The organism is Pseudomonas sp. NMS19W (assembly GCF_051554255.1).
GTDB lineage: Bacteria > Pseudomonadota > Gammaproteobacteria > Pseudomonadales > Pseudomonadaceae > Aquipseudomonas > Aquipseudomonas kribbensis.
The window spans coordinates 2,567,444-2,588,698 of sequence record NZ_CP136718.1; the positions used below are offsets into that span (position 1 = coordinate 2,567,444).

Here is a 21,255-nt window from a genome sequence, read left to right on the forward strand (position 1 = left end):
AACTACAGCAGACATTTGCCGTGCACTGACTGACGACTCCTTTTTTGTCGGCAGCGGACGGGTATTAGCTGCGATAAAAGGAGCTGTCACATGATTCACCGTTCCCGTTCATTACTGGCTGTCGCTGTTGTCAGTGCGATCTGGCAACTTCCCGCACAAGCCGAGGACACTTCCACCCACATCGACGATGACACACGGTTGGGCACCGTGCTGGTCACCGGCACCCGGGGCACGGCGCGCACGGTACTGGATTCGCCGGTGCCAGTGGATGTGCTGACCGCCGAAGACCTCAAGTCCGCCGGTGCCGCCGACGGCGAACTGGGCGCGGCGCTGCAGACGCTGTTGCCGTCGTTCAGCCTGCCGCGCCAGTCCAACTCCGGCGGTGCCGACCATGTGCGCGCTGCACAATTGCGCGGCATGAGCCCGGACCAGGTGCTGGTACTGGTCAACGGCAAGCGCCGACACACCTCGGCGGTGGTCAACGACTCGTCGAAAATCGGTCGCGGCACGGCGCCGGTGGACTTCAACTCGATCCCCATCAGCGCCATCAAACGCATCGAAGTGCTGCGTGACGGAGCGGGTGCGCAGTACGGTTCCGACGCGATTGCCGGGGTGATCAACATCATCCTCGACGACGCCCCGGAGGGCGGTGAAATCTCCACCAGTTACGGTGCGTATCACACCCATCAGGACGCCATCGGCAAAACCACCACCGACGGCCAGAACAGTGTGACCACGGCCAAGATCGGCACCCGGCTGGGCGAGGAGGGCGGGTTCATTCGTGGCGGTACCGAGTACAAGAATCGCAATCCGACCAACCGCGCCGGTTTCGATGGCTTTGCCGACACGCCGGGCCAGCGTAACTACGTGATGGGCGATGGCCTGGCGCGGGACGTGAACCTGTGGTTCAACGGCGAACTGCCGCTGGCCGGCGGCAAGGCCTACAGCTTCGGCACTTACAACCAGCGTCATACCACCGGCGCCGAGTTCTACCGTTATCCGTCGGAGCAGCCGCAGTTCTATCCCAACGGCTACCTGCCGCAATCCCTTGGCGACAACACCGACATTTCCGCCACCGCCGGTTTCAAGGGCCTGATCGGCGACGATTGGGATTTCGACAGCAGCCTGACCCATGGCCGCAACCGCTTCGAATCGGCGACCCGCCGCACCCTCAACGTCAGCCTCGGTGCGGACTCGCCGACCCGTTTTGACACTGGCGATTACGAGCTGCGCCAGACCACGGCCAACCTGGATTTCAGTCGTGAGCTGCGCCTCGGCGGCCGCTCGTTCGTGCTGGCGCTGGGCGGCGAATATCGCTACGAGAACTACCTGACGTTCGCCGGTGACGAGGCTTCTTACATCGGCTCCGGGGCTGATGGCGCCAACGGTTTGCGCCCGAGTGAAGAGTCGGATCTGGACCGCAACGTGTTCGGCACTTACGCCGAATTGTCCGGTGATCTCACCGACCGGTTCTTCGTCGACGCCGCCACCCGCTGGGAACATTACGACGATGCCGGTAGCAAACTCACCGGCAAGCTCAGTGGCCGCTACAAGCTGACCGAGCAATGGGCGGTGCGCGGCGCGGTGTCGAACAACTTTCGTGCACCTTCGCTGGCGCAGAGCGGTTTCCAGAACACCACCAGCAACTTCGGCGAGGGCGGCACGCTCACCGACATTCGTGTGCTGTCGGTCAACGATCCGATTGCCCGGGCACTCGGTGCACAGAAGCTCGATCCGGAAACTTCGAACAACTACAGCCTCGGCCTGACCTTCCAGTTGAACGATCGCTTCGATGCCTCCCTCGATGTGTTCCGCATCGACGTCAAGGATCGCATCACGCTGTCCCAGCGCATCGGCAGCGACGCGCTGGAAAGCTACATCAATGACAACTTCGGCGTGCCGGGCGTGCACGACGTCAACTTCTTCACCAATGCCGCGGACACCAGCACCCACGGTGCGGAACTGGTGCTCAACTACCATCAGCCGTTCTACGAAGGGCAACTGGGCCTGACCACCGCGTACACCTACAACCACACTAAGGTCACCAGCACCAAGGGCACGCCATCGCAGCTGACCGCATTGGGGATCGGCAACGATGCGCTGGTGGGTGTCGAGGAAACCAACACCCTGACCGATGCGGCCCCCAAGGATCGTTTCGTGTTTTCCGCCAACTGGGTCAGCGAACACTGGGGCTTGCTCGGGCGCCTGACCCGACAGGGCGAGACCACCCGGGTGTTCGATTTCGGCGATTCGCAGCCCGAGCAAACCTATGGCGCGGTGTGGCAACTGGATGCCGAGGTGACCTACAAATTTACCCCGAAATTCAACATCGCCCTGGGTGGCAACAACCTGACCGACAACTATCCGGAACGCTCCGGTTCAGCCATCAACTACGGCGGCAACCTGCCGTATGACGTGCTGTCGCCGATCGGCACCAACGGCGCTTACTACTACGCTCGCGCCACTTACGGCTTCTGAGATTTGCCGCCATGGATGGCGGACCCTCTGCAGGATCTCGCATGAGTAAAACCAACGGCCCCCAACGCCATTTGCCGGTACTCCAGGCGTTGCTGATCACCCTGGGCATGGTCATCACCACCGATATTCTCAAAACCGCGCCGACCGTTGCCTTGAACGTCGGGCCGGAACATTTCTATTGGGTCTGGGTCCTCGGCGGATTGGCGTCGATGGCCGGGGCCCTGTGCTTCGCCGAGATGGCCACCGCGTTTCCGCACCCGGGCGGTGACTATCATTTTCTGCGTACCGCCTACGGCGAGCGCATGGGTTTCCTGTTCGCCTGGTCGCGTTTCTCGGTGATGCACACCGGGTGGATCGCGTTGTCGGCGTTCATGTTTGCCGATTACTTCAACGCGGTTTTTCCACTGGGACAGTACGGCTCGGGAGTGTTTGCCGGCGCGATCATTGCGGCATTGGTGCTGCTGAATCTGACGGGCAAGCACATCGGCTTCATCACCCAGACCGTGCTGGTCGGGCTGCTTGCCGTGGGCTTTCTGAGCATTGCCAGCGCCGGGGTCTGGCTGGCGTGGCAAGGGATCGAACCGACGCTGCCCAGCGATCCCGTCGTGCCCGAACACACCGGCGCGGCAGGATTTTCCGCCGCGATGATCTTCGTGTTTCTGGCCTTCGGCGGCTGGAGCGATGCGGCGACGTTGTCGGCGGAAGTGCGCGATGGCCGACGCGGAATCTTCATCGCCATGCTCGGCGCACTGACGGTGTTGATGGCGATCTATCTGGCGCTGAACTGGGCGTTCGTCCAAGGGCTGGGGTTCGCAGGCCTGGCGGCGAGCAATGCGCCGGCGGTGGAACTGTTGAACCGCGCCTTTGGTGCCCCCGGCGTACTGCTGATTCTGTTGATGGTCGGCATCGCGGCCATCGCCACCATCAACTCGACCTTGCTGGTCGGCGCCCGCACCACCTACGCCGCCGCGCGCGATGTGCCGCAATTGCGCCGCTTTGGCGAATGGGACGAGCGCGACGGCGTGCCGCGCAAGGCGTTGCTGGCGGAGGGGGCGGTGGCGTTGTTGCTGGTGCTGTTCGGCAGTTTTACTCAGAGCGGTTTCAACACCATGGTCGAGTACCTGACGCCGGTGTACTGGCTGTTCCTGAGTCTAAGCAGCCTGGCGTTGATCATTCTGCGCAGGCGCTTTCCCGAAGTGCCGCGGCCGGTCAGGGTGCCGCTTTATCCGGTTTTGCCGCTGCTGTTTTTCGGGTTGTGCGTGTTCATGCTGTATTCCAGCGTGACGGTGGTGGGGTTGGGGGCGTTTCTGGGGATCGGGGTGTTGCTGGTGGGGGCGCTGGTGCTGGCGGGGTTGAGCCGCCTGGTGTCGACACCTCGGCAGGCTCTGCAGCAGACGGCGGATTAGAACGAAACCTGGGCCGGTTGCGACAGGCGCAACACCGACAAATCCCCCGTTATGCGCTTGTATGCCAGACGAATCGCCTCAATGTCGCGCTCACGTTTCGGGCTGCCTTCGTGCAGGATCACAATCACCTTGGTCGCCAGTCGCTCAGGCACTTTCGCGTCATGGTCCTTCCACTGCCCGTAGGCGTCCAGCACGGTGAAACCGTCCGGGAACCGCGACGTCACTTCCTGATCGAGAAACTCGCGCCAGCGCGCGGGGCTCACCACACCTTCCTTGCCATCGATCGACCCCACCGAGAAATACAACTCGGTGCGCACCCACTGCGCTTGCGCCGGGCGCGTGGCATCGCCTTGCAGTGTTGAACTGGCGGGATCTTTGGTATGTACGGAGGAAGGAGGAGGCGTGGCACAACCGCTGATTGCCAGAAACAGTGCAGCCACCAACAGGCTTTTTTGCATGGAACGTCCCTTTTTATGAGTTGAGTGCAGGCGCGAGCCATCATAAGGGGCATCAGTAATAGCGATAAAAGATTAAAAAATGGCCATCTGCTTGATTTACGGAATAAGGAGATCAGCGAGAAAACCATGAAACAGCCTTTTCTCCGGGCACAAAAAAGGCGCATGAGCGATTAACTCATGCGCTTTTCATTCATTTACTGGCGTTCAACACAATCCGATACCGCGCCTTGCCGCTGCGCAGATGTTCGACGGCTTCATTGACCTTGCTCATCGGAAATTCCTCCACTTGCGGAAGGATCTGATGCCGCGCGCAGAACTCCAGCATGGTCGCCGCCGTGGCGGGCGAGCCCACCGGGGAGGCGGACAAGGATTTCTGTTGAGGGATCAGATTGAACACGTGCACCGGAATCGCGTCCGGCACGATGCCGACGAAGTGCAGCCGCCCCTTGCCGCGCAGGGTGGCGAGCATGGCCGTCCAGTCGAGGTTGGCGTTGGCGGTGATCAGCAGGAAATCCAGCGTGCCGGCAATCGCCTTCAGCGCATCGCTGTCGGTGGACGCGACGACCTTGTGCGCGCCAAGGCGTTTGGCTTCGTCCTGTTTGCTCAGTGACGAAGTGAACGCCGTGACGTCGCAGCCCCAGGCATTGAGAAAGCGCAGCGCCAGATGACCGAGGCCGCCGATGCCCACCACGCCGACCCGGTCCGTCGGCTTGATGTCGAACTCCACCAGCGGGTTGAACACCGTGGAACCGGCGCAGAACAATGGGCCGGCGAGGGCGGGGTCGAGGTTGTCCGGGAGTTTCAGGGCCCAGGCCCAGTGAGTGCGCAACCGATCGGCGAATCCGCCGTGGCTGCCGATGATCGTGGGTTTGGCGGTAGCGCATAGGTGATGGGAGCCGCCGATGCAGGACGAACAATGCATGCAGCTGCCCTTGTACCAGCCGATGCCCACGCGCTGGCCGACTTCCAGTCCGCGAACCTGCGGGCCTGCACGCACGATGCGGCCAACCACTTCGTGGCCGGGAATGAACGGGTATTGGCTGATGCCCCAATCGTTGTCGATCAGCGACTGGTCGGAGTGACAGACGCCGCAATATTCCACGGCGACTTCGACTTCTTCATCCCCGAGCGGGCCGGGATCGTAACTGTAACGCTCCAGCGGAGCGCCGGCCGAAGTGGCGGCCCAACCGGTAAACGTCGTCGGTTCGGTGTTATTGCTCACAGGACACCTCCAGGTCTGGCGCTGCGGGCGCAGCCTGAAGAGTCTAGCGGGTCATCGCGTATGCGCGAGCCAGGTGTCCAGCACACGCCGGTCGAGTTCTTCCCAGTCCGCCATGCCCAGCACTCGCGTGGTGTTGAGGCCGCGCAGATAACCACGCAACTGATTGGCCACGGCCCGCACCGACTCCGAATCGTCTGCCGACTGGCCCAGCACGGTTTCGTATTCGACGAGGTATTCGGCCACCCGGTCGCGGAATTCGGGCAGGACGGCATCGCGGATCAAATCAAAGGTACGCACGGAAAATCCTCATTTGTTTTCGTTGTGATCGAGTGTGCAGCAGTCTGCACGCTGCGCAACTATTGGTTCAAGTAATAGTGACCATCAAGAAACGCAAGTTCTGCTTTGCGGCCGACAGGCGGAAAATCGCCTCCATCGAAACGCAGCTCAAGGAATTTGCGCGATGAAGACTCTGACCCGACTGGCTTTGGTCGCCCTGCTGATGGGCGGGGTAGCCACCACTGCACCGACTTACGCAGCCGACGCCGGTACGTGCCATTTTCTTCCCATCGGCGGCGCCAGCAGCGGGCTGCAGCATTCGCAAACTGTGGGTGTGCTGTACAGCGAAAACACCCTGGACAACCTGCAATACCTCGAGCGTTACCACGATGTGGCGGTGAACGGTGCCAAGGATGCGCTCGATGCGCGAATCCGCGAGGCCTTCGTCAACAGCTCCGATCCGGAACTGGCCATCGACTGGTTGATGAGTTCGCTGCAACAGCAGTTTCTCTCGGTGACCGTCTACGACAGCCTGGATCAACTGGTACAGGCCCATCCCGACGTGGTGGTGATGCTCGACACCCACAACCGTCTATTGACCCAGCGTAACAGCCAGGTAGAAGCGCGCTTCGCCGCACGTTTCTACGACGCCAACCTGCAATACATCGGCAAGGCCGAAGGTGCGGTGGAGAAACAGCTGCCGTCGGTGTGGGTTCACAACAAGGCTGCACCCGAGATTGCAGCCCAGATCGAAAAACAACGGGACCTGCAATTCAGCGCCTTGAAGCAGTTCGACGATTCGCTCAAAGCCCTGGTGAGTGCAGGCTGAACACCCAAATCAGAAATCGCAACGGCAGCGCCCGTGACGCTGAACGTTGCTTGAGAACCGGACCTTTTATTTTCAGGATTTTATCCATGCGTGCCTTTTTTATCCCTGCCATGGCTTCTGCCACTTTGCTGCTGACCGCCTGCGCTTCCGCGCCGAACGATCCGACGCTGACCTTGCAGACTCACAAGACCCCGGCCCAGTACGCCGAATGCGTCGTGCCGAAACTGCAGAACAGTGCGATGAACCCGACCGTCTCCCAGACCCAGCGCAGCTACCGGATTGTGGTGCCGAGCAAAGTGTCGGCGGACAACGTGCTGGAAGCCTACAAGGCGCAGGATGGCGGCAAGGTGTTCTTGTACGAGCGCCACTTGCTGGCGTCGAGTTTCATGCCGTCGAGTTTTGAACGGGCTGCCCAGGAGTGCCTGTAACGCCTGACGGTCAGCGCTTTTGACGATGCTCCTTTGGTTGGCCGCAACCAACCAATTCCTTTGCCCCGCACCTTGCGGGGCTTTTTTTTGCCCGTCGTCTGGCGCAGTCGGCGCTACGCTGGATAGCGGACAAGGTTTTCGGGAGAACAAGGATATGAAGAAGGACAGTGGTGGCGCGGCGACCGAGAATCCCTCGGCGCTGATCGACGCAAGAATCAAGGAACTCAACGACTGGCGCGGCCAGAAACTGGCCGAAATTCGCGCGATCATTCACGAGGCCGATCCGGAGGTCGTCGAGGAGTGGAAGTGGCGCGGCGTTCCGGTCTGGTCACACAACGGCATCATCTGCACCGGAGAGACCTACAAGGCCGTGGTGAAAATGACGTTTGCCAAGGGCGCGGCGCTGGAGGATCCGTCGGGACTGTTCAATGCCAGCCTTGAAGGCAATACCCGGCGGGCGATTGATGTTCACGAAGACGACAAAATAGATGCAAAGGCACTGAAAGCGCTGGTGCGTTCGGCGATTACGTTGAATTCGAAAAAGTGATTTGCCGTTGAGGCAGAGATGAAGCGGAGGAGGGTGAAACGAGGAAAAAATGGCAGGGGCGGCTGGATTCGAACCAACGCATGGCAGGATCAAAACCTGCTGCCTTACCGCTTGGCGACGCCCCTGTAGCTATTGTGTTCAGTCCCGAGAGGACCTCTGCAACAGTGGGCGGCACTTTACCAGCGCTCTTGCGTTCTGGGAACCCCTCAGGCAAATAAATTTCATGGAAAACAGCTACTTATTTCCCCGAGCGGCTGAGAGGGCCGGATTTTCGAGCCATTTTGGAGGTCCAGGCGCCCGAATCCTGCGGGCGCCTGGAGCCGATTTCACACCAACGTACTCGGCGCCACCCCCAGCAACCCCGTCAACGTGTTCATGATCGCCTGCTGACGCGCCCGGTCGGTCTGGTGCCTGGCCTCGGCCGCCGCGACGTCGGCGTGACAGTGCGGGCAGATCGATTCGTGGGGGTGAATGTATTGCAGGCAGCTGCGGCACAGTGCCAGTTGCACGGGGATGCGTCCTTCCTCCGGCGACTTCTGGCCCTGATTGATCCACGCCAGTTTGATCACCTGGCCGCTGTCGCTGACGCTGCTGACTTGCTCGCCGGTGTCGATGCGTTCGGTGATCAGATCGAAACGGCCGACGGCGAAGGAGCGTTGCGCGGCGTCTTCGAGCTTGACGATGCGCTCGCGCAGTCCGCGCTTTTGCAGTTCCAGGGTGCGGTAATGGCAGTAAGGATTGTTGCCGGGCTTGCCCAGCAGCGAGTGCGATGTCCAGGTGCAGCCGCCCCGGCAGACGTCGTTGTAATAGCAACTGCGGCAGTAGCCCCACAGGTCGTCGACCGAGCGCAGGCGGCCGAAGTGGATACCTTCGCTGTAGTGCCAGATATCGTGCAGGCTCATGTTGCGCACGTTGCCGCCGGAGAAGCCGACGGTCGCCAGTGACGGGCAGCCTTTCACCGTGCCGTCGGCCTCAAGCGCCAGCACCGTCTGACCGGCCGCGCAACCGCTCCAGTGCACGCGCTCGTCTCCGAAGCCGCGCCACAAATGTTCGTAAGGGCCGTAATAGCCGATGTTGTTGCCGACGTTCATCAGTAGGCCGCGGTCCACGCCTTCGCGATACAGCCGTGCGAGCAGCGGCATCACCTCCAGCAATTGATAGGGTTGCAGCAAGAGTTCCGGGTGATCCACGGCATTGCCCATGGCCACGGTGATCTGGATCTGCCAGTGGGTGGCGCCGAGTTCGATGATGGTGTCCATCAGCTCCGGCAAATCAGGCAGGGTGGCCGCGCCGATCTGGGTGTTGACGCTGACGGCCAGCCCGGACGCCTTGGCCCGGCGCAGGGTATCGACCGCCTTGTCGAACGAACCGGGCACGTTACGCACTTTGTCGTGCAACGGTGCGAGTCCATCCAGCGAAATCCCGACTCCGTTGAGGCCCGCATCGACTGCGGCCTGCATCTTCGCCGGCGTCAGGTTGCGTCCGCCGGTCTGGATCGCGCAGTACATGCCGTGGTCGTGGATGGCCTGGATCAGTTGCGTCCAGTCCTTGCGCAGATAGGCTTCGCCGCCGATCAGGGTGATCTCGCGGGTGCCGAGTGCGGCGAGGGAATCGATGACATCGAGGCATTCACGGGTGTTCAGTTCATCCGGGCGTCGATGCCCGGCGCGTGAGCCGCAATGCAGGCATTTGAGGTCGCAGGCCAGGGTGATTTCCCAGACCACGTGCACCGGCACGTAGCGTTTGAGATCGGTGTCACTGAGGTAACGGGCAGGGCGGATGTCTGTCATGGGAGATCCTTGCGCACGGTCCTGTGCGCGGCACGATTGGACTGATCTCGATTCGCCGCAAGACCGGGCGAGGCCGGCAGTGGCCTCGCCCGGGGCGTGCGGTTTAGCGTGCTTCCAGACGCGCGATTTCTGCGTTCAGTTGCTCGAGGGCACTGCGCAATGCGCCCTGGTGGGCCAGTTGCTGTTCGCCCTGTTGCACCACGGTTTTCAGCTGCGCCAGATCACCACTGGTTTGCGCCTGCTGCACGGCCACGGCATACAGCGGCTGGAAGTGACGCTCGTGCGGTTGCGGCTCGATGGTCGGCGCCTGATGCACAGCGACGTGCCTCACGTAATGCCACTGGCCACCCTCGTTGTAACGGTAATCGACAAAGCCGCTGGTCCAGTCGTCGAGGATGCCCTTGAGGCTGAAGGTCTGCGCAATCTGACTCAGCGGACCGCTCGGGCTGCCATCGAGGGTGAGAATGATGTAATTCTCGGTCGATGGGGTCAGCCGTGCCTCGGAATAATCGCCCCAGACCCGGGCATGGAAATTGACCGGTGGCCAGGTGCTTTGAAAGACGCTGGCAGCGCCGCTGACTTTTTTACGCACGGTATCGACCACGAGGTCGAGTGTCAGAACCGGAGCGCCGAGCAGTGAGTTGCTGGCGATGAGGCGGGTATGAAAAAGTCCAATCGACATGGTGCTTACTCCCTTAAGTGAATGGCGGACTCAGTGGTCGAATCAGCGGGCCTGCAGCTTGCTGATTTCGCTCTTGGCGGCGTCCAGTGCCTTTTGCAGTTGAGGTTGCTGATCCAGTTGCTGCTGGGCGAGCTTCGCCAGGTTTTTCATCTGGGCCAGGTCGCCACTGGCGATGGCGCTCTGGATCGGCGCGGCATACAGCGGCAGGATCGGCGGATGCGGAAGAATCACCGGGCCGGGATGGAACGGCTGGAAGACATTCGAGGGCACCTCGACCAGATGCGCCGGCACGTTGTTCAGCTCGTGCCAGCGTTGCCCGTCGAAATACTCGTAATTGGCCACGCCTTCACGCCAGTCGGTGCCGACCACCAGTTGAATCTTGAAGTTCACGATGGAGTTGGAGCCGGGGCCGCCTTCATTGCCCTCGGCGGTAATCAGGATTTTACTGACACCCGGCTTCATGACCGTCAGGTAGGTGTATTCGCCCCAGACATCCGAATCGATGTCCAGCGGAGGATTGGTTGCCTGAGTGATGGCGGAGGTGCCGCTGACTTCATGCTGCGGTGTGGAAACCAGCAGGTTGAGCGCAAGGCTCTGCGCCCCCGGCTGACCCGTGCCGATCCGATAGCTCACGGGGAACAAGCCGACATTTTGTTGCTGAACTGAACCAGACATGTGAATTGCCTCCATTGCAATGTGGGAAATGGCCTTAGTGTTTTTCCAGACGGGAAACTTCTTTGGCCAGTTTTTCGTACGCGGTTTGCAGCTCCTTCGCTTCCGGCTTCGTTGAATCGCGCTGCTTCAACAAAGTCTTCATCTGTTGCAGATCGCCTCCCGTGATAGCGCTCTGGATAGCGACGCCGTAAGGCGGCATGTTGTGTTTTGAGCCAGTCATATCGAGGGTTTCCTCGTGGTGGTTGCCGAACATCCCCTTCAGGCGAGGGGCGTCTTTCCTGACAGGCAGGCGACAGCCAGCGGCAGGAATCACTGGCGACAGTGGTGCCTGGCGAGGTGAACGCCTGATCCGTCCGGATCCGTCAAATCGTGGTGATTGAATGGGCGCCGATGCGACGCCGCGGGCGTCAGCCGAAACCGTCGGGTCTGCTGTCCGGCCTGCTGTTCTGAGTCGGGAGGCGCGTCTGCCGTGGCAGAGGGCAAGAGAAGTTCGCCTGTACGTTGGTCATCTTTCTGTCCTTGATAGAAAGCAACGAAACACAGGGATAGGTTGTTCACTCATCAAGAGTGCATTAACCCGCAAGCACAAAAACCATCCCTGATTTTTCTTCCAGTGCTGCTGATGGCGTTCGTCGAGAGACGTTTGCCAAGTGGCCAGCATATCGCCAGCCACGCAACCCTAGTCCTGTTTGTTCGGGGCTGCCAGAAAAAGCGCCGAACGGTCATGGCCGCTGCTATCCTGCGCGAATCATGAAGCAGGCAGTGGATGAGCGCGCTGTATGAACACGAATCGTGACCAGTTTCCCTTGCCCGAAGACCTCAAGGTATTCCTGACAGTCATCCGCAAGAACAGCTTCGCCAGCGCGGCCGATGAGTTGGGCTATTCGCCGGCCTACGTCAGCAAACGCATCGCGGTGCTCGAAAGCACGCTCTCGACAAAACTGTTGCACCGCACCACCCGGCGCATCGCCCTGACCGACGATGGCGAGCGGGTACGGATCTGGGCGGAAAAGCTGCTGGGGGATTTCGATGATTTCCTCGGCGAGATGGCCCAGGCCCGGCACCAGCCAGCCGGGTCGCTGCACATTTGCAGCAGCTTCGGTTTTGGCCGCAATCACGTGGCGCCGGCGATCAGCCAACTGGCCCGAACCTGCCCGAAGCTCGACATCCGCCTGGACGTATTCGACCGCGTAGTTGATCTGGTGGGCGAGGGCTTCGACCTGGAGATTCTGGTGGGCGATGACCTGCCGGGCCAGCACCTGGCGCGCAAACTGGTCAGCAACCGGCGGGTGCTGTGTGCCACGCCGGACTACCTTGAACGCCGGGGCACGCCGCAAACCCTCGAAGATCTGCAAGACCACGATTGCCTGGTACTGAAGGAACGCAACAATGCGTTCGGCATCTGGGAACTCACCAAGGACGGGCAGCAGGAATCGGTGCGGGTCAGCGGCCCGCTGTCCTCCAACAGTGGCGAGATCGTGATGGAGTGGGCCTTGAGCGGCGGCGGGATTCTGTTGCGCTCGATGTGGGACGTCAAACCGATGCTCGAACAGGGGCGGCTGGTGCAGGTGCTGGCGGATTACACCCAGAGCGCCAACGTCTGGGCGGTGTACCCGACGCGGCTCAGCGAGTCGGCCAAGTTGCGGGTCTGCGTGGAGTTTCTTGAAGAGTATTTCCGCGACTTGTCCGTCGAATGAAAAACCGGGTGGTTCAGTGAGCCACCCGGTTTTTTGTGTTCAGCCCAGCCAGGGATTTTCTGCCAGATGTCGCGCTTCAAACGCGCGAATCTGCCCGGCCCGTTGCAGCGTCGTGCCGATGGCGTCCAGTCCCAGCAACAGTGACTGTTTGCGCAACTCATCAATCTCGAAAGCGATGCGTGTTCCGTCTGCCAGTTCGATGATCTGCTCGGGCAGATTCACGCGGACATGCGCGGTCGCCGGAACGCTGATGATGTCGGCGATCTGCTTGAGCTGCGCGGCATCGAGCTGAATCACCAGCACGCCGTTGCGCTGACAGTTGTCGTAGAAGATCCCGGCAAACGTGGTGCCGATCAGCGCCCGGATCCCGACCTGCTTCAAGCCCCACACCGCATGTTCACGACTGGAGCCGCAGCCGAAATTCGGTCCGGTCACCAGAAACGCCGCGTCCTGCCAGGCGGGCTGATTGAGCACAAACTCGGGGTTGGGCGCACCCGAGGCCAGAAAACGCAGATCAAAAAACAGCCCCCGGTCCAGCCCCTGACGATCAATGCCCTTGAGAAACTGCTTGGGCATGATCACGTCGGTGTCGATGTTGGCCGCCAGAAACGGCGCGGCGCTGCCGCTGATAGTGGTGAACGGTTGCATGGCTCAAACTCCCGGCGCGAAGGCGCGAACGTCAGTCAAATGTCCGGTGATGGCGGCTGCGGCAACCATCGCCGGGCTCATCAGGTGAGTGCGCGCCCCGGCGCCCTGACGACCTTCGAAGTTGCGATTTGTGCTGGACGCACAGCGATCACCGGGCGCGAGCACGTCGTCGTTCATCGCCAGGCACATCGAGCATCCCGATTGCCGCCATTCGAAACCGGCGTCGCGAAAGATCTGCGCCAGCCCTTCGGCTTCCGCCTGATCGCGCACCAGCGTCGAGCCGGGCACGATCATCGCCCGCACATGAGCCGCGACTCGTTTGCCGCGCACCACACGGGCAACGTCACGCAAGTCTTCGATCCGCGCATTGGTGCAGGAGCCGATGAAGGCGTGGCTGATCACCACTTCGTTCAGCGGCGTGCCGGGTGTCAGGCCCATGTAATCGAGGGCGCGTTGCAGGCCTTGGCGCAGAATCGGATCGGGCTGGCTGGCCGGGTCCGGCACTCGTCCGCCGACCGGGGCGGCCTGATCCGGGCTGGTGCCCCAGGTGACCATCGGTTCCAGCGCCGAGACATCCAGGCTGACTTCACTGTCGAACACCGCGCCATGGTCGCTGTGCAGGCCTTTCCAGCGCTCGACCGCCTGCTCCCAGATTTCGCCTTTCGGCGCGCGCGGCTTGAGTTGCAGATAGGCGAAGACCTTGTCGTCCGGCGCCATGAACGCTCCACGAGCGCCGGCCTCCACGGCCATGTTGCAGATGGTCATGCGTGCTTCGACGCTGAGGTCGCTGATCGCCGGGCCGGCGAATTCGATGGCATAACCGGTGGCCCCTGAAGCACCGATCTGCTCGATCAGCGCCATGATGATGTCTTTCGACGTGACGCCCGCACCAAGCTCGCCGTTCACCGTCACCCGCATGGTTTTCAGGCGTTTGTAGACCAGGGTCTGCGTCGCCAGCAGGTGTTCGATTTCCGAGGTGCCGATGCCGAAACCGAACGCTCCCAGTGCGCCGTAAGTGGTGGTGTGGCTGTCACCGGCCGCGACCACCATGCCAGGCAGAATGAAACCCTGTTCCGGTGCGACGACGTGTTCGATGCCCTGGCGCTTGTCCAGCACATCGAACAGCTCGATGCCGAAGTCGCGGCAATTCTCTTCGAAATAAGACACCTGCCGCGCACCGCCGGCGTCGGGCATGGTCGCGATGCGTTTTGGTGCGGTGGGGTTCACATGATCGACCACCGCCAATGTCGCAGCGGGCCGCCAGACTTTGCGCCCGGCGTCGCGCAAACCGCTGAAGGCTTGGGGGCTGGTGTATTCGTTGGCGACCTGGCGGTCGATGTAAAGCAGCACATGGCCCTGATCGTCGAGATCGCAGACGGTGTGGCTGTCGATGTGTTTCTGGTACAGGGTTCTCGGGCTGGGCATGGCGCAGGCTCTTTTCTGTCAGTGCAAAAACAACGTACGGACAGAATTGTTGATTGCAGAACCTGCATCAAGCGCGCTTTGGTGAAGCCGTTGAACACGAAATGTGAGCAATTAAAAACGCTGGGGTGCTACTCGGTAGCCTCGAAAGCTTCGTGATACTTCACGACACCCACCGGCAACTCCCCGCCAAACGCCAACGCCTGAAAATACTCCGCCGGAATCCCCGGCAACTCCAGACCGGCATGGGCCTTGAAGCCGAAACGACCGTAATAGCCCGGATCACCCAGCACCACGCAACCAACGCCGCCGATGCGCTGCAACTCCGCCAGCGAAGCTTTCATCAGCGCCGAGCCGATGCCTTGCTGCTGGCGGGTCGGGCATACGGAGATCGGGCCCAGGCCATACCAGCCTTGAGTGCCGGAGGAAATCGTCACCGGTGAAATGGCTACATGGCCGACCACCGTGTCGTTCTCCACCGCCACCAGCGAAACACTGAGCTGGCCGGCGCGGCGCAAGGCGTTGACGATGAATTGTTCGGTGTGGCTGGAGTGTTCTTCGTGCTGGAACGCGGCCTCGGTGATTCGGGCGATGGCGTCGATGTCTTCGGGGCGTTCGTTGCGGAGGGTGATGTTTGTATTCATGCGTTCTCGGGTATCCCGGTCGATCAGGGTCCGAAGGGTTTCGAACAGCGGATCGGCGTTGGTGTATTGCTTGCCGTAGGCCAGGTTGAAGCCATAGTCGAAGTCTGGCGGATTCTGTCCTTGAGTGTGTTGTAAAAGTGTTTCCAGCTTGTCCAGTGCCTTCACGGCCTTGGCTTCGGGGGAGCCGGCGTTTTCGTAGTCGTCCCAGAGCGCGAGGATTTCGTTTCTCAGGGCGTCGTCCAGAGACCGGGTGAGCAGCAGCAAGTCGTTGCGTTCCTGTTTGCCCTTGTCGGGAAAACCGGCTTGATCGACCGCCGGAATGTCACCGTTGATGGCCTCGCCGAGGTCGTGGATGACGCACATTTTCAGGACTTTCAGCACGTCGAGCCCGGCCAGATCGTCGGCAAACACGATCGCCATCAGGCACAGGCGCCAGCTGTGTTCGGCGGTGCTTTCGCTGCGCCCGGAGGAAGTGTGCGCGCTTCTGAGGACGTCCTTGAGCCGTTCTGCTTCGCGCAGGAAGTCGAGGCGTCCCTTGATTTTTTCGAGGTTCATACGATAGCCGGGATATAGAGAGCAGGGCTCAAAGCCTAGGCCCGGGCTCGATCATCGTCCACGCATAAAATATGCGGCGGGTGGCCTATAGCGTTTCCACCAGCCGTGCGGCGGTGCCGTCGGAGAGGGCGATCCGCGTCCAGCGGCAGAGGCCCGGCTGGATCGGCACGAGGGCGGAGTCATTGCTGCCCGTCAGGAATTCCAGAGCCGGCGGCGCCTGTACTTCCCGCCAGCCGGTGTCATCCAGCAAGGATTCCTTGTGCTGGATTTCCGCTGTCGCAAAACGCCACAGCGATTGCCCCAGCAGATCGCTCAGCGGGCTGGCGAACTGCGCGGCCCGGGCCGGGGAGCAGGCCAGCAGGCGATGGGTCAGGTCGCAGACGAGGTGAACCGGCCGCGCACTTTCCGTCACCAGTCGTGCGAGGGCCTGATCGGCGGCGCTGTCGAGTCGCGCCGCGAGCAACGTTTCGAGTTGCCGATGCGCGTCCGGCTCCATCGCCTGCACACCGCTTTCCCAACGGGAAATCGTCGACTGGGTAACCTTGAACAACTCAGCGGCATGGCTTTGCTTGACGCGGTGCAGCACACGCCAGCGGCGCAGGGCGATGCCGGGGAGACTGGGCTTGAGCAAGATGTCGGGCATGGCGATGGATCGCAAAAGGAATGCGGGCCGACAGTCTGAAGACTGGCGGCCCGTGCTGCAAATCGACGCGATATCAGGTCATTCCGGCACTTTGGCAATCACCTTGATCTCGAACTGAAAGCCATACAGCCACGTTACGCCGACCGCCGTAATCGTCGGATGAGGCGCCTCGCCCCAGAACTCGGGCACCACTTCCCAGATGGTTTCGAAGGTCGATTGCGGGTCGACCATGAACACGGTCACGTCCACCACGTCATCAAAGCTGCCGCCGGCCGCGCCGAGAATCGCGTTGAGGTTGGTGAAGGCCCGGCGCACCTGTTGCTTCAGATCCGGCTCGGGCGAGCCGTCCTCAAGGCTGCCGACTTGCCCGGAGACAAACAGAAAACCGTTGGAACGAACGGCCGGCGAATAGCGATTGCGCTCGTACAAGGCATGGCGCCCGGGAGGAAAAACCACGTCGCGTTTTGGCTGATTATGGGTCATGGGGTGTCTCCTTCAATGGGTTGAAAAACCTGCGATGGAGAAACTCTGGGGACTTGCATCGGCCCGATAAACGCGCAACCTTGGCGATCACTGTTTGTAAATTCCAAACAATCGAGCCGCCATTAGAGGTTGGATATGGACCGTTTTGACGCGATGCAGGCCTTCGCCCGAGTGGTGGAGGCGGGCAGTTTCACCAAAGCCGCCGAAACCCTGCACATGAGCAAGACCACCGTGACCCATCTGGTGCAGCAACTGGAGGCGCGCCTTAGGATCAAGTTGCTCAACCGCACCACGCGCAAGGTCAACGTTACCGCTGACGGTGCGATTTACTACGAGCGGGTGGTCAGGCTTCTGGCGGACCTGGACGATGCTGAAACCGGTATTAGCCAGGCTTCTGCTGCACCCCGCGGGCGGCTACGGGTGGATGTGCCGAGCCCGCTGGCACGCTTGATCCTGATACCGGCGTTGCCGGACTTTCACCGGCGTTATCCGGATATTCAGATCGACATGGGCGTCAGTGATCGCATCGTCGACATCATCGATGAGAATGTCGATTGCGTGGTGCGCGGCGGCGAATTGCTGGATCAGTCGCTGATGGCCCGTCGGGTTGCCGACCTGCAACTGGGGGTATTTGCGGCGCCGAGCTATCTGGATAGCGTCGGAACGCCTGAGCATCCCGGGGAGCTGGAAGACACGCAGCATCGGGTGGTGGGATTTCTCTGGGCGCGCACCGGCAAACCGGTGCCTTACGCCCTGCGCAACGCCAATGAATCTCTCCTGATCAGGGGCCGGCATGTCCTGGCGGTCGATGATGGCAACGCCTATTTGGCGGCAGGCCTTGCCGGCCTGGGCGTGCTTTGGCTGCCTCGCTACATGTCGGCTGAATATGAGGCCCGAGGCGAGCTGGTGGCGCTGTTCGAAGATTGGGATCTTGAGCCGATGCCGCTGTATGTCGCGTATCCGCCGAACCGGCATATCAGCCGAAAACTGCGGGTATTTATCGATTGGATCGTGGAGTTGATGGCCGAGCGTGCCAATGGCCCAAAACTTGCTGATCGCGTTCCGGGACTGTCAAATAAATAGCGAATAACAGCGATCTCGAAAGTCGGCAGGTCTGATTGCACCGCTATTCAATCAAGGATCACTCGTAATGAATATGTACATCGATATTGTCGGCGCGTGCAATTTGAGCTGCCCTTCGTGTCCGATGGGTAACTCGGAAAACGCCAACTTCAAGAAAGCCATGCAACTCGACATGTTCAGGAAGATCGTCGAGAAGGCTCAAAGCGAAGGGGTCGAGTCGATTTTTCTGTATAACTGGACCGAGCCGTTGATCCACCCGCGAATCGGCGAATTTGTCGAGATCATCAACGCGGCCGGTTTGCGCAGCGGTATCAGTTCCAATCTGAATCTGGCGAAAAACATGGAGACGGCGATGCTCGCCAATCCATGGTTCTTCCGCATCTCGCTGTCAGGTTTTTATCAGCAGACGTACGAACAAGGGCACGTTGGCGGTGACATTGAAGTCGTCAAGGCCAACATGATCAAACTGCATGAGCTCAAGCAGAAGCATGGCTTGACCACGCGGATCGAGGTCTATTACCACCGCTACCTGGACAACATCGAAGAAGAAGGGCTGATGCGCGAATTCAGCGAGGCCCTGGGCTTCGAGTTCTCGAGCGGCTTCTCAGTGATGATGCCGCTGGAGAAGACGATGGCGCTGATCGAGCGCGACCCGTCGGTGACCGATACCGATCGCAAGACCTTGCAGCGACTCGCGCTGCCGCCTTATGACGACCTGGTCAATCTGGTCCGCCAGTACCCCAAGCAGGCATGCACGCTCAAGGATGACTGGCTGGTGCTTGACTGCAATGGCAATACCGTCTTGTGTTGTTCCATTTTCAATCAGACCGAATATCAAGTCGGCAAATACCTGGACATGCCGCTGGCGCAACTGACCGAACGCAAGTCCACTCAGCCGAACTGCGTCGACATGTGCAATCGCTGCGCGAACAACGGATTGCACATCTACGCTATGTCCCCCAACACGGGATCGTTGAAAAGTCACGCCATCAACCGGATTGTCGACTTCCACCAGCGCACGATTAACGGCTTGCCAGTCGACAGCGACAGGCTTGGGCGCAATGGCGAAGTCAGTGCTGAGAACTTCGACGAAGCGCAGTACCTGCATATGAATCAGGACGTCAAGAACGCGATTTCTACCGGGGCTTTTACCAGCGGTTATCAGCATTACGTACTGTTCGGTCGGCTGGAAGGCCGGCTCGGCGCAGGTCAATACTCAGTCGTCTGAGCCAGCGGTCCGGGCTCCGCCAGTCGAGTTGACAGCCATTGACTGAAGCATCGCGCCATCGGGTCGTTCTCGCTGTCGCGATGGGTCAGCATCGCCCAGTTCGGGCCGCGAATGGTTTGCTCCACCAGTGGCTGCAACAGCCCGTTTTCCTGTGCCTGGCGGCTGAGCAACTGACTGACCAGCGCAATTCCGAGACCTGAGCAAGCCGCGTCCAGCAGCAGGCCCGGGTCAGAGAAGTTCAAGCCCTGTTCCTGCTGCCCGATATCAACTCCAGCCTCTACGGCCCAATGGCTCCAGTCCATTTCCCGCTCACCGTGCAGTGTAGTGCGCTGCGCGGCGGGCTGCGCCAACACGCTCGGATGGCACGCGGGAAAGAGGCGGTCGGCATGCAGAACCTTGAAGCTGCACTCAGCCTGAGAACTGATGTCGTCGCGCACGGCGATATCAATGGTCTGGGTCGCCATGTCCGGCACTTCATCAGTGCTGTAAATCCACAGATCGACCTGCGGGTACTGTTGTCGGAAATCCCCCAGACGCGGCAGCAACCAGTGCCGGGCAAACGCCGGCGTAGTGTTGAGCACCAGTTGATTGGGCTTTTGGTATTGCCCCAGCCGCCGGATGCCCACCGACAGTTGCTGCAACATCGCCTGAGTGGTGCTGAGCAGATCGTGGCCCGCGTCGGTCAGCGCCACGCTGCGCCCGCTGCGAAAAAACAGCGGCTGCTCCAGGTACGCCTCAAGGCTGCGGATCTGCTGGCTGATGGCCGACTGCGTGAGGCTCAGTTCCTCGGCGGCCTTGTGAAAACTGCCCAATCTTGCAGCGGCTTCGAAGCCGCGCAACGAGCTGAGGGGTGGCCAGTGTTTCAGCATGATCGATAAGTTCCTCTAATCAGTTTTCCGCTAAATCCATCGTTTGTTTGCCCGTCAGGCCGCCATTAGCATGCACGTCAACGCCGCCAAGGCTGTTTTCATTGAACACAATGGCTTAACTCAAAGGGCTTTTTACCATGCAGCAGAACAAAAACAACAACAGCGGTTGGATGATGCCGGCAGAGTGGGTGACGCACGCCGCGACCTGGATGGTCTGGCCCCACAACAAAGCCCTGTGGGAGTCGGGCTGGCGCGTGACCTTGCCGTTGGTGCAGGAAGATTTCGCCCGCGTCGCCAACGCCATCGGCCGGTTCGAACCGGTGAAAATGGTCGTCGATCCGTCGGCCATCGCCAGCGCCAAGGCCTTGTGCGGGCCGAACATCGAACTGATCCCGCTGGCGGTCAACGACAGCTGGTGCCGCGACTCCGGCCCGAGCTTCGTCGTTCATCCGGAGCAAGGTCTGGCCGGTGTGAGCTGGCGCTTCAACGCCTGGGGCGGCAAGTCGGCCCACGATCTGGACGAAAGCCTGGCCCGTCGCGTGCTCAATCACTTGGGCGGCGAGTGCTTCGGCACGGCGCTGAGCAACGAGGGCGGCGCGATCCACGTGGACGGCGAGGGCACGTTGATCACCACCGAATCGGTGCTGCTCAACCCCAACCGTAACCCCGGCGTGAGCAAGGCCGAGATGGAAGAGATCTTCAGTCGCCTGCTCGGCGTGAAAAAAACCATCTGGCTGCCGGGGGATCCGGATTACGTCACCGGTGACATGACCGACGGCCACGTCGATGGCGTCTGCGCCTTCGCCCGTCCCGGCGTGTTGCTGGTGGATGCGACTCACGATCGCAGCTCGGTATACGCCGAAGTGGTGCGGGAGAACCGCCGCGTACTGGAACTGGCCACCGACGCCCAGGGCCGCCAATTCGAGCTGATCGAGCTGTATGAAGCCACCGATGCCGTGGACACCGAAGCCGAAGTGTTCTGCGCCTCGTACACCAATTTCTACATCGCCAACGGCGCGATCATCATGCCGGCGTATGGCATCGAGGCCGACCATGTGGCGGCAGAAACCCTGGCCAAGGCGTTCCCGGGCCGTGAAGTGGTGCCGGTGCAGATCAATCACCTGGCCCATGGCGGCGGCGGTGTGCATTGCATTACCCAGCAACAGCCAGCCTGGCCGGTGGAGGGTTGATC

The 21,255-nt window shown here is 60.9% G+C and carries 22 protein-coding genes, 1 tRNA gene and 1 pseudogene; 9 read left to right on the top strand and 15 right to left on the bottom strand.

All coding sequences use genetic code 11. The features are described from left to right. Positions 1-90 precede the first annotated feature (90 nt). Together R1A29_RS11425 and R1A29_RS11430 are read left to right on the top strand one after the other, a co-directional pair. Complete coding sequence (locus R1A29_RS11425; protein ID WP_438301526.1) at positions 91-2,478, top strand: TonB-dependent receptor plug domain-containing protein; 2,388 nt, start codon at positions 91-93, stop codon at positions 2,476-2,478. 41 nt (positions 2,479-2,519) lie between these two features. Continuing rightward, a complete protein-coding gene (locus tag R1A29_RS11430; protein ID WP_438301527.1) occupies positions 2,520-3,884 on the top strand; it encodes an APC family permease in 1,365 nt (454 codons plus the stop codon). On the opposite strand, the gene R1A29_RS11435 is transcribed toward R1A29_RS11430, so the two are convergent. The 3 genes from R1A29_RS11435 to R1A29_RS11445 form a co-directional block, all read right to left on the bottom strand. Then, positions 3,881-4,342: a DUF3574 domain-containing protein gene (locus tag R1A29_RS11435; RefSeq protein WP_438301528.1), complete on the bottom strand. Its 462-nt coding sequence runs from the start codon at positions 4,340-4,342 to the stop codon at positions 3,881-3,883. The genes R1A29_RS11430 and R1A29_RS11435 overlap by 4 nt on opposite strands. Before the next feature lie 190 nt (positions 4,343-4,532). After that, positions 4,533-5,564 carry an NADPH-dependent aldehyde reductase Ahr gene (gene ahr, locus R1A29_RS11440; protein WP_114882440.1) on the bottom strand — a complete coding sequence of 344 codons (1,032 nt, stop codon included), beginning with the start codon at positions 5,562-5,564 and terminating at the stop codon, positions 4,533-4,535. Between the two features lie 51 nt (positions 5,565-5,615). After that, positions 5,616-5,861, bottom strand: coding sequence for a hypothetical protein (locus R1A29_RS11445; RefSeq protein ID WP_114882441.1), 246 nt, complete (start codon positions 5,859-5,861; stop codon positions 5,616-5,618). Positions 5,862-6,024: 163 nt separating this feature from the next. Between R1A29_RS11445 and R1A29_RS11450 the strand changes: the two genes are divergently transcribed. The 3 genes from R1A29_RS11450 to R1A29_RS11460 all read left to right on the top strand — a co-directional run bounded on the left by R1A29_RS11450 (position 6,025) and on the right by R1A29_RS11460 (position 7,644). After that, on the top strand, positions 6,025-6,669 hold the full coding sequence (locus R1A29_RS11450) for an ATPase (protein WP_438301529.1): 645 nt from the start codon (positions 6,025-6,027) through the stop codon (positions 6,667-6,669). An 86-nt stretch (positions 6,670-6,755) separates the two neighbouring features. After that, complete coding sequence (locus tag R1A29_RS11455; protein ID WP_085708435.1) at positions 6,756-7,097, top strand: hypothetical protein; 342 nt, start codon at positions 6,756-6,758, stop codon at positions 7,095-7,097. Positions 7,098-7,251: 154 nt separating this feature from the next. Next, on the top strand, positions 7,252-7,644 hold the full coding sequence (locus R1A29_RS11460) for a DUF1801 domain-containing protein (RefSeq protein ID WP_438302030.1): 393 nt from the start codon (positions 7,252-7,254) through the stop codon (positions 7,642-7,644). 50 nt (positions 7,645-7,694) lie between these two features. Here R1A29_RS11460 and R1A29_RS11465 read toward each other — a convergent pair. From R1A29_RS11465 to R1A29_RS11485, 5 genes are all read right to left on the bottom strand, one after another. Then, positions 7,695-7,769, bottom strand: a tRNA-Gln gene (locus tag R1A29_RS11465). Positions 7,770-7,970: 201 nt separating this feature from the next. Beyond that, complete coding sequence (locus tag R1A29_RS11470; RefSeq protein ID WP_265814775.1) at positions 7,971-9,434, bottom strand: GDL motif peptide-associated radical SAM/SPASM maturase; 1,464 nt, start codon at positions 9,432-9,434, stop codon at positions 7,971-7,973. Positions 9,435-9,537: 103 nt separating this feature from the next. Next, positions 9,538-10,116, bottom strand: a complete 579-nt coding sequence (locus R1A29_RS11475; RefSeq protein WP_085734020.1) for a DUF1842 domain-containing protein — start codon at positions 10,114-10,116, stop codon at positions 9,538-9,540. 42 nt (positions 10,117-10,158) lie between these two features. Next, the gene (locus R1A29_RS11480; protein WP_085708430.1) at positions 10,159-10,791 is read right to left on the bottom strand and encodes a DUF1842 domain-containing protein; all 633 of its coding nucleotides are present in this window, start codon (positions 10,789-10,791) and stop codon (positions 10,159-10,161) included. Between the two features lie 34 nt (positions 10,792-10,825). After that, a complete protein-coding gene (locus R1A29_RS11485) occupies positions 10,826-11,011 on the bottom strand; it encodes a DUF1843 domain-containing protein (protein WP_085708738.1) in 186 nt (61 codons plus the stop codon). Between the two features lie 559 nt (positions 11,012-11,570). Between R1A29_RS11485 and R1A29_RS11490 the strand changes: the two genes are divergently transcribed. Then, complete coding sequence (locus tag R1A29_RS11490) at positions 11,571-12,488, top strand: LysR substrate-binding domain-containing protein (RefSeq protein WP_438301530.1); 918 nt, start codon at positions 11,571-11,573, stop codon at positions 12,486-12,488. A 39-nt stretch (positions 12,489-12,527) separates the two neighbouring features. On the opposite strand, the gene leuD is transcribed toward R1A29_RS11490, so the two are convergent. From leuD to R1A29_RS11520, 6 genes and pseudogenes are all read right to left on the bottom strand, one after another. Beyond that, a complete protein-coding gene (leuD, locus tag R1A29_RS11495) occupies positions 12,528-13,136 on the bottom strand; it encodes a 3-isopropylmalate dehydratase small subunit (protein WP_438301531.1) in 609 nt (202 codons plus the stop codon). A gap of 3 nt (positions 13,137-13,139) precedes the next feature. Continuing rightward, entirely contained in the window at positions 13,140-14,561 is a 1,422-nt protein-coding gene (gene leuC, locus R1A29_RS11500) for a 3-isopropylmalate dehydratase large subunit (protein WP_438301532.1), read from the bottom strand. Between the two features lie 128 nt (positions 14,562-14,689). Further along, positions 14,690-15,202, bottom strand: a complete 513-nt coding sequence (locus R1A29_RS11505; protein WP_438302031.1) for a GNAT family N-acetyltransferase — start codon at positions 15,200-15,202, stop codon at positions 14,690-14,692. Then, positions 15,200-15,757 (bottom strand): annotated as a pseudogene (locus R1A29_RS11510) (HD domain-containing protein); the annotation flags it as partial. The pseudogene R1A29_RS11510 and the gene R1A29_RS11505, both read right to left, overlap by 3 nt. An 85-nt stretch (positions 15,758-15,842) precedes the next feature. Beyond that, positions 15,843-16,400, bottom strand: coding sequence for a transcriptional regulator (locus R1A29_RS11515; protein WP_438301533.1), 558 nt, complete (start codon positions 16,398-16,400; stop codon positions 15,843-15,845). A 78-nt stretch (positions 16,401-16,478) separates the two neighbouring features. Then, entirely contained in the window at positions 16,479-16,883 is a 405-nt protein-coding gene (locus tag R1A29_RS11520; protein ID WP_438301534.1) for a RidA family protein, read from the bottom strand. Between the two features lie 135 nt (positions 16,884-17,018). Between R1A29_RS11520 and R1A29_RS11525 the strand changes: the two genes are divergently transcribed. Next, positions 17,019-17,966, top strand: a complete 948-nt coding sequence (locus R1A29_RS11525) for a LysR family transcriptional regulator (protein ID WP_438301535.1) — start codon at positions 17,019-17,021, stop codon at positions 17,964-17,966. 67 nt (positions 17,967-18,033) lie between these two features. After that, positions 18,034-19,194 (top strand): radical SAM protein, encoded by a 1,161-nt coding sequence (locus tag R1A29_RS11530; protein WP_438301536.1) that lies wholly within the window; start codon positions 18,034-18,036, stop codon positions 19,192-19,194. On the opposite strand, the gene R1A29_RS11535 is transcribed toward R1A29_RS11530, so the two are convergent. Further along, the gene (locus tag R1A29_RS11535; protein ID WP_438301537.1) at positions 19,176-20,063 is read right to left on the bottom strand and encodes a LysR substrate-binding domain-containing protein; all 888 of its coding nucleotides are present in this window, start codon (positions 20,061-20,063) and stop codon (positions 19,176-19,178) included. The two genes, R1A29_RS11530 and R1A29_RS11535, sit on opposite strands and share 19 nt — an antisense overlap. 137 nt (positions 20,064-20,200) lie before the next feature. Here R1A29_RS11535 and R1A29_RS11540 point away from each other — a divergent pair, with 137 nt between their 5' ends. Next, the gene (locus tag R1A29_RS11540) at positions 20,201-21,253 is read left to right on the top strand and encodes an agmatine deiminase family protein (RefSeq protein ID WP_438301538.1); all 1,053 of its coding nucleotides are present in this window, start codon (positions 20,201-20,203) and stop codon (positions 21,251-21,253) included. Positions 21,254-21,255: the final 2 nt, after the last annotated feature.

Bases quoted from the DNA above. Each gene is read 5' to 3' on its own strand.
- R1A29_RS11520 (WP_438301534.1), bottom strand. From the start codon at position 16,883: ATGACCCATAATCAGCCAAAACGCGACGTGGTTTTTCCTCCCGGGCGC.
- R1A29_RS11540 (WP_438301538.1), top strand. From the start codon at position 20,201: ATGCAGCAGAACAAAAACAACAACAGCGGTTGGATGATGCCGGCAGAG.
- R1A29_RS11425 (WP_438301526.1), top strand. From the start codon at position 91: ATGATTCACCGTTCCCGTTCATTACTGGCTGTCGCTGTTGTCAGTGCG.
- leuC (WP_438301532.1), bottom strand. From the start codon at position 14,561: ATGCCCAGCCCGAGAACCCTGTACCAGAAACACATCGACAGCCACACC.
- R1A29_RS11485 (WP_085708738.1), bottom strand. From the start codon at position 11,011: ATGACTGGCTCAAAACACAACATGCCGCCTTACGGCGTCGCTATCCAG.
- R1A29_RS11525 (WP_438301535.1), top strand. From the start codon at position 17,019: ATGGACCGTTTTGACGCGATGCAGGCCTTCGCCCGAGTGGTGGAGGCG.
- R1A29_RS11430 (WP_438301527.1), top strand. From the start codon at position 2,520: ATGAGTAAAACCAACGGCCCCCAACGCCATTTGCCGGTACTCCAGGCG.
- R1A29_RS11530 (WP_438301536.1), top strand. From the start codon at position 18,034: ATGAATATGTACATCGATATTGTCGGCGCGTGCAATTTGAGCTGCCCT.
- R1A29_RS11470 (WP_265814775.1), bottom strand. From the start codon at position 9,434: ATGACAGACATCCGCCCTGCCCGTTACCTCAGTGACACCGATCTCAAA.
- R1A29_RS11515 (WP_438301533.1), bottom strand. From the start codon at position 16,400: ATGCCCGACATCTTGCTCAAGCCCAGTCTCCCCGGCATCGCCCTGCGC.
- R1A29_RS11480 (WP_085708430.1), bottom strand. From the start codon at position 10,791: ATGTCTGGTTCAGTTCAGCAACAAAATGTCGGCTTGTTCCCCGTGAGC.
- R1A29_RS11460 (WP_438302030.1), top strand. From the start codon at position 7,252: ATGAAGAAGGACAGTGGTGGCGCGGCGACCGAGAATCCCTCGGCGCTG.
- leuD (WP_438301531.1), bottom strand. From the start codon at position 13,136: ATGCAACCGTTCACCACTATCAGCGGCAGCGCCGCGCCGTTTCTGGCG.
- R1A29_RS11450 (WP_438301529.1), top strand. From the start codon at position 6,025: ATGAAGACTCTGACCCGACTGGCTTTGGTCGCCCTGCTGATGGGCGGG.
- R1A29_RS11505 (WP_438302031.1), bottom strand. From the start codon at position 15,202: ATGAATACAAACATCACCCTCCGCAACGAACGCCCCGAAGACATCGAC.
- R1A29_RS11535 (WP_438301537.1), bottom strand. From the start codon at position 20,063: ATGCTGAAACACTGGCCACCCCTCAGCTCGTTGCGCGGCTTCGAAGCC.
- R1A29_RS11455 (WP_085708435.1), top strand. From the start codon at position 6,756: ATGCGTGCCTTTTTTATCCCTGCCATGGCTTCTGCCACTTTGCTGCTG.
- R1A29_RS11475 (WP_085734020.1), bottom strand. From the start codon at position 10,116: ATGTCGATTGGACTTTTTCATACCCGCCTCATCGCCAGCAACTCACTG.
- R1A29_RS11435 (WP_438301528.1), bottom strand. From the start codon at position 4,342: ATGCAAAAAAGCCTGTTGGTGGCTGCACTGTTTCTGGCAATCAGCGGT.
- R1A29_RS11490 (WP_438301530.1), top strand. From the start codon at position 11,571: ATGAACACGAATCGTGACCAGTTTCCCTTGCCCGAAGACCTCAAGGTA.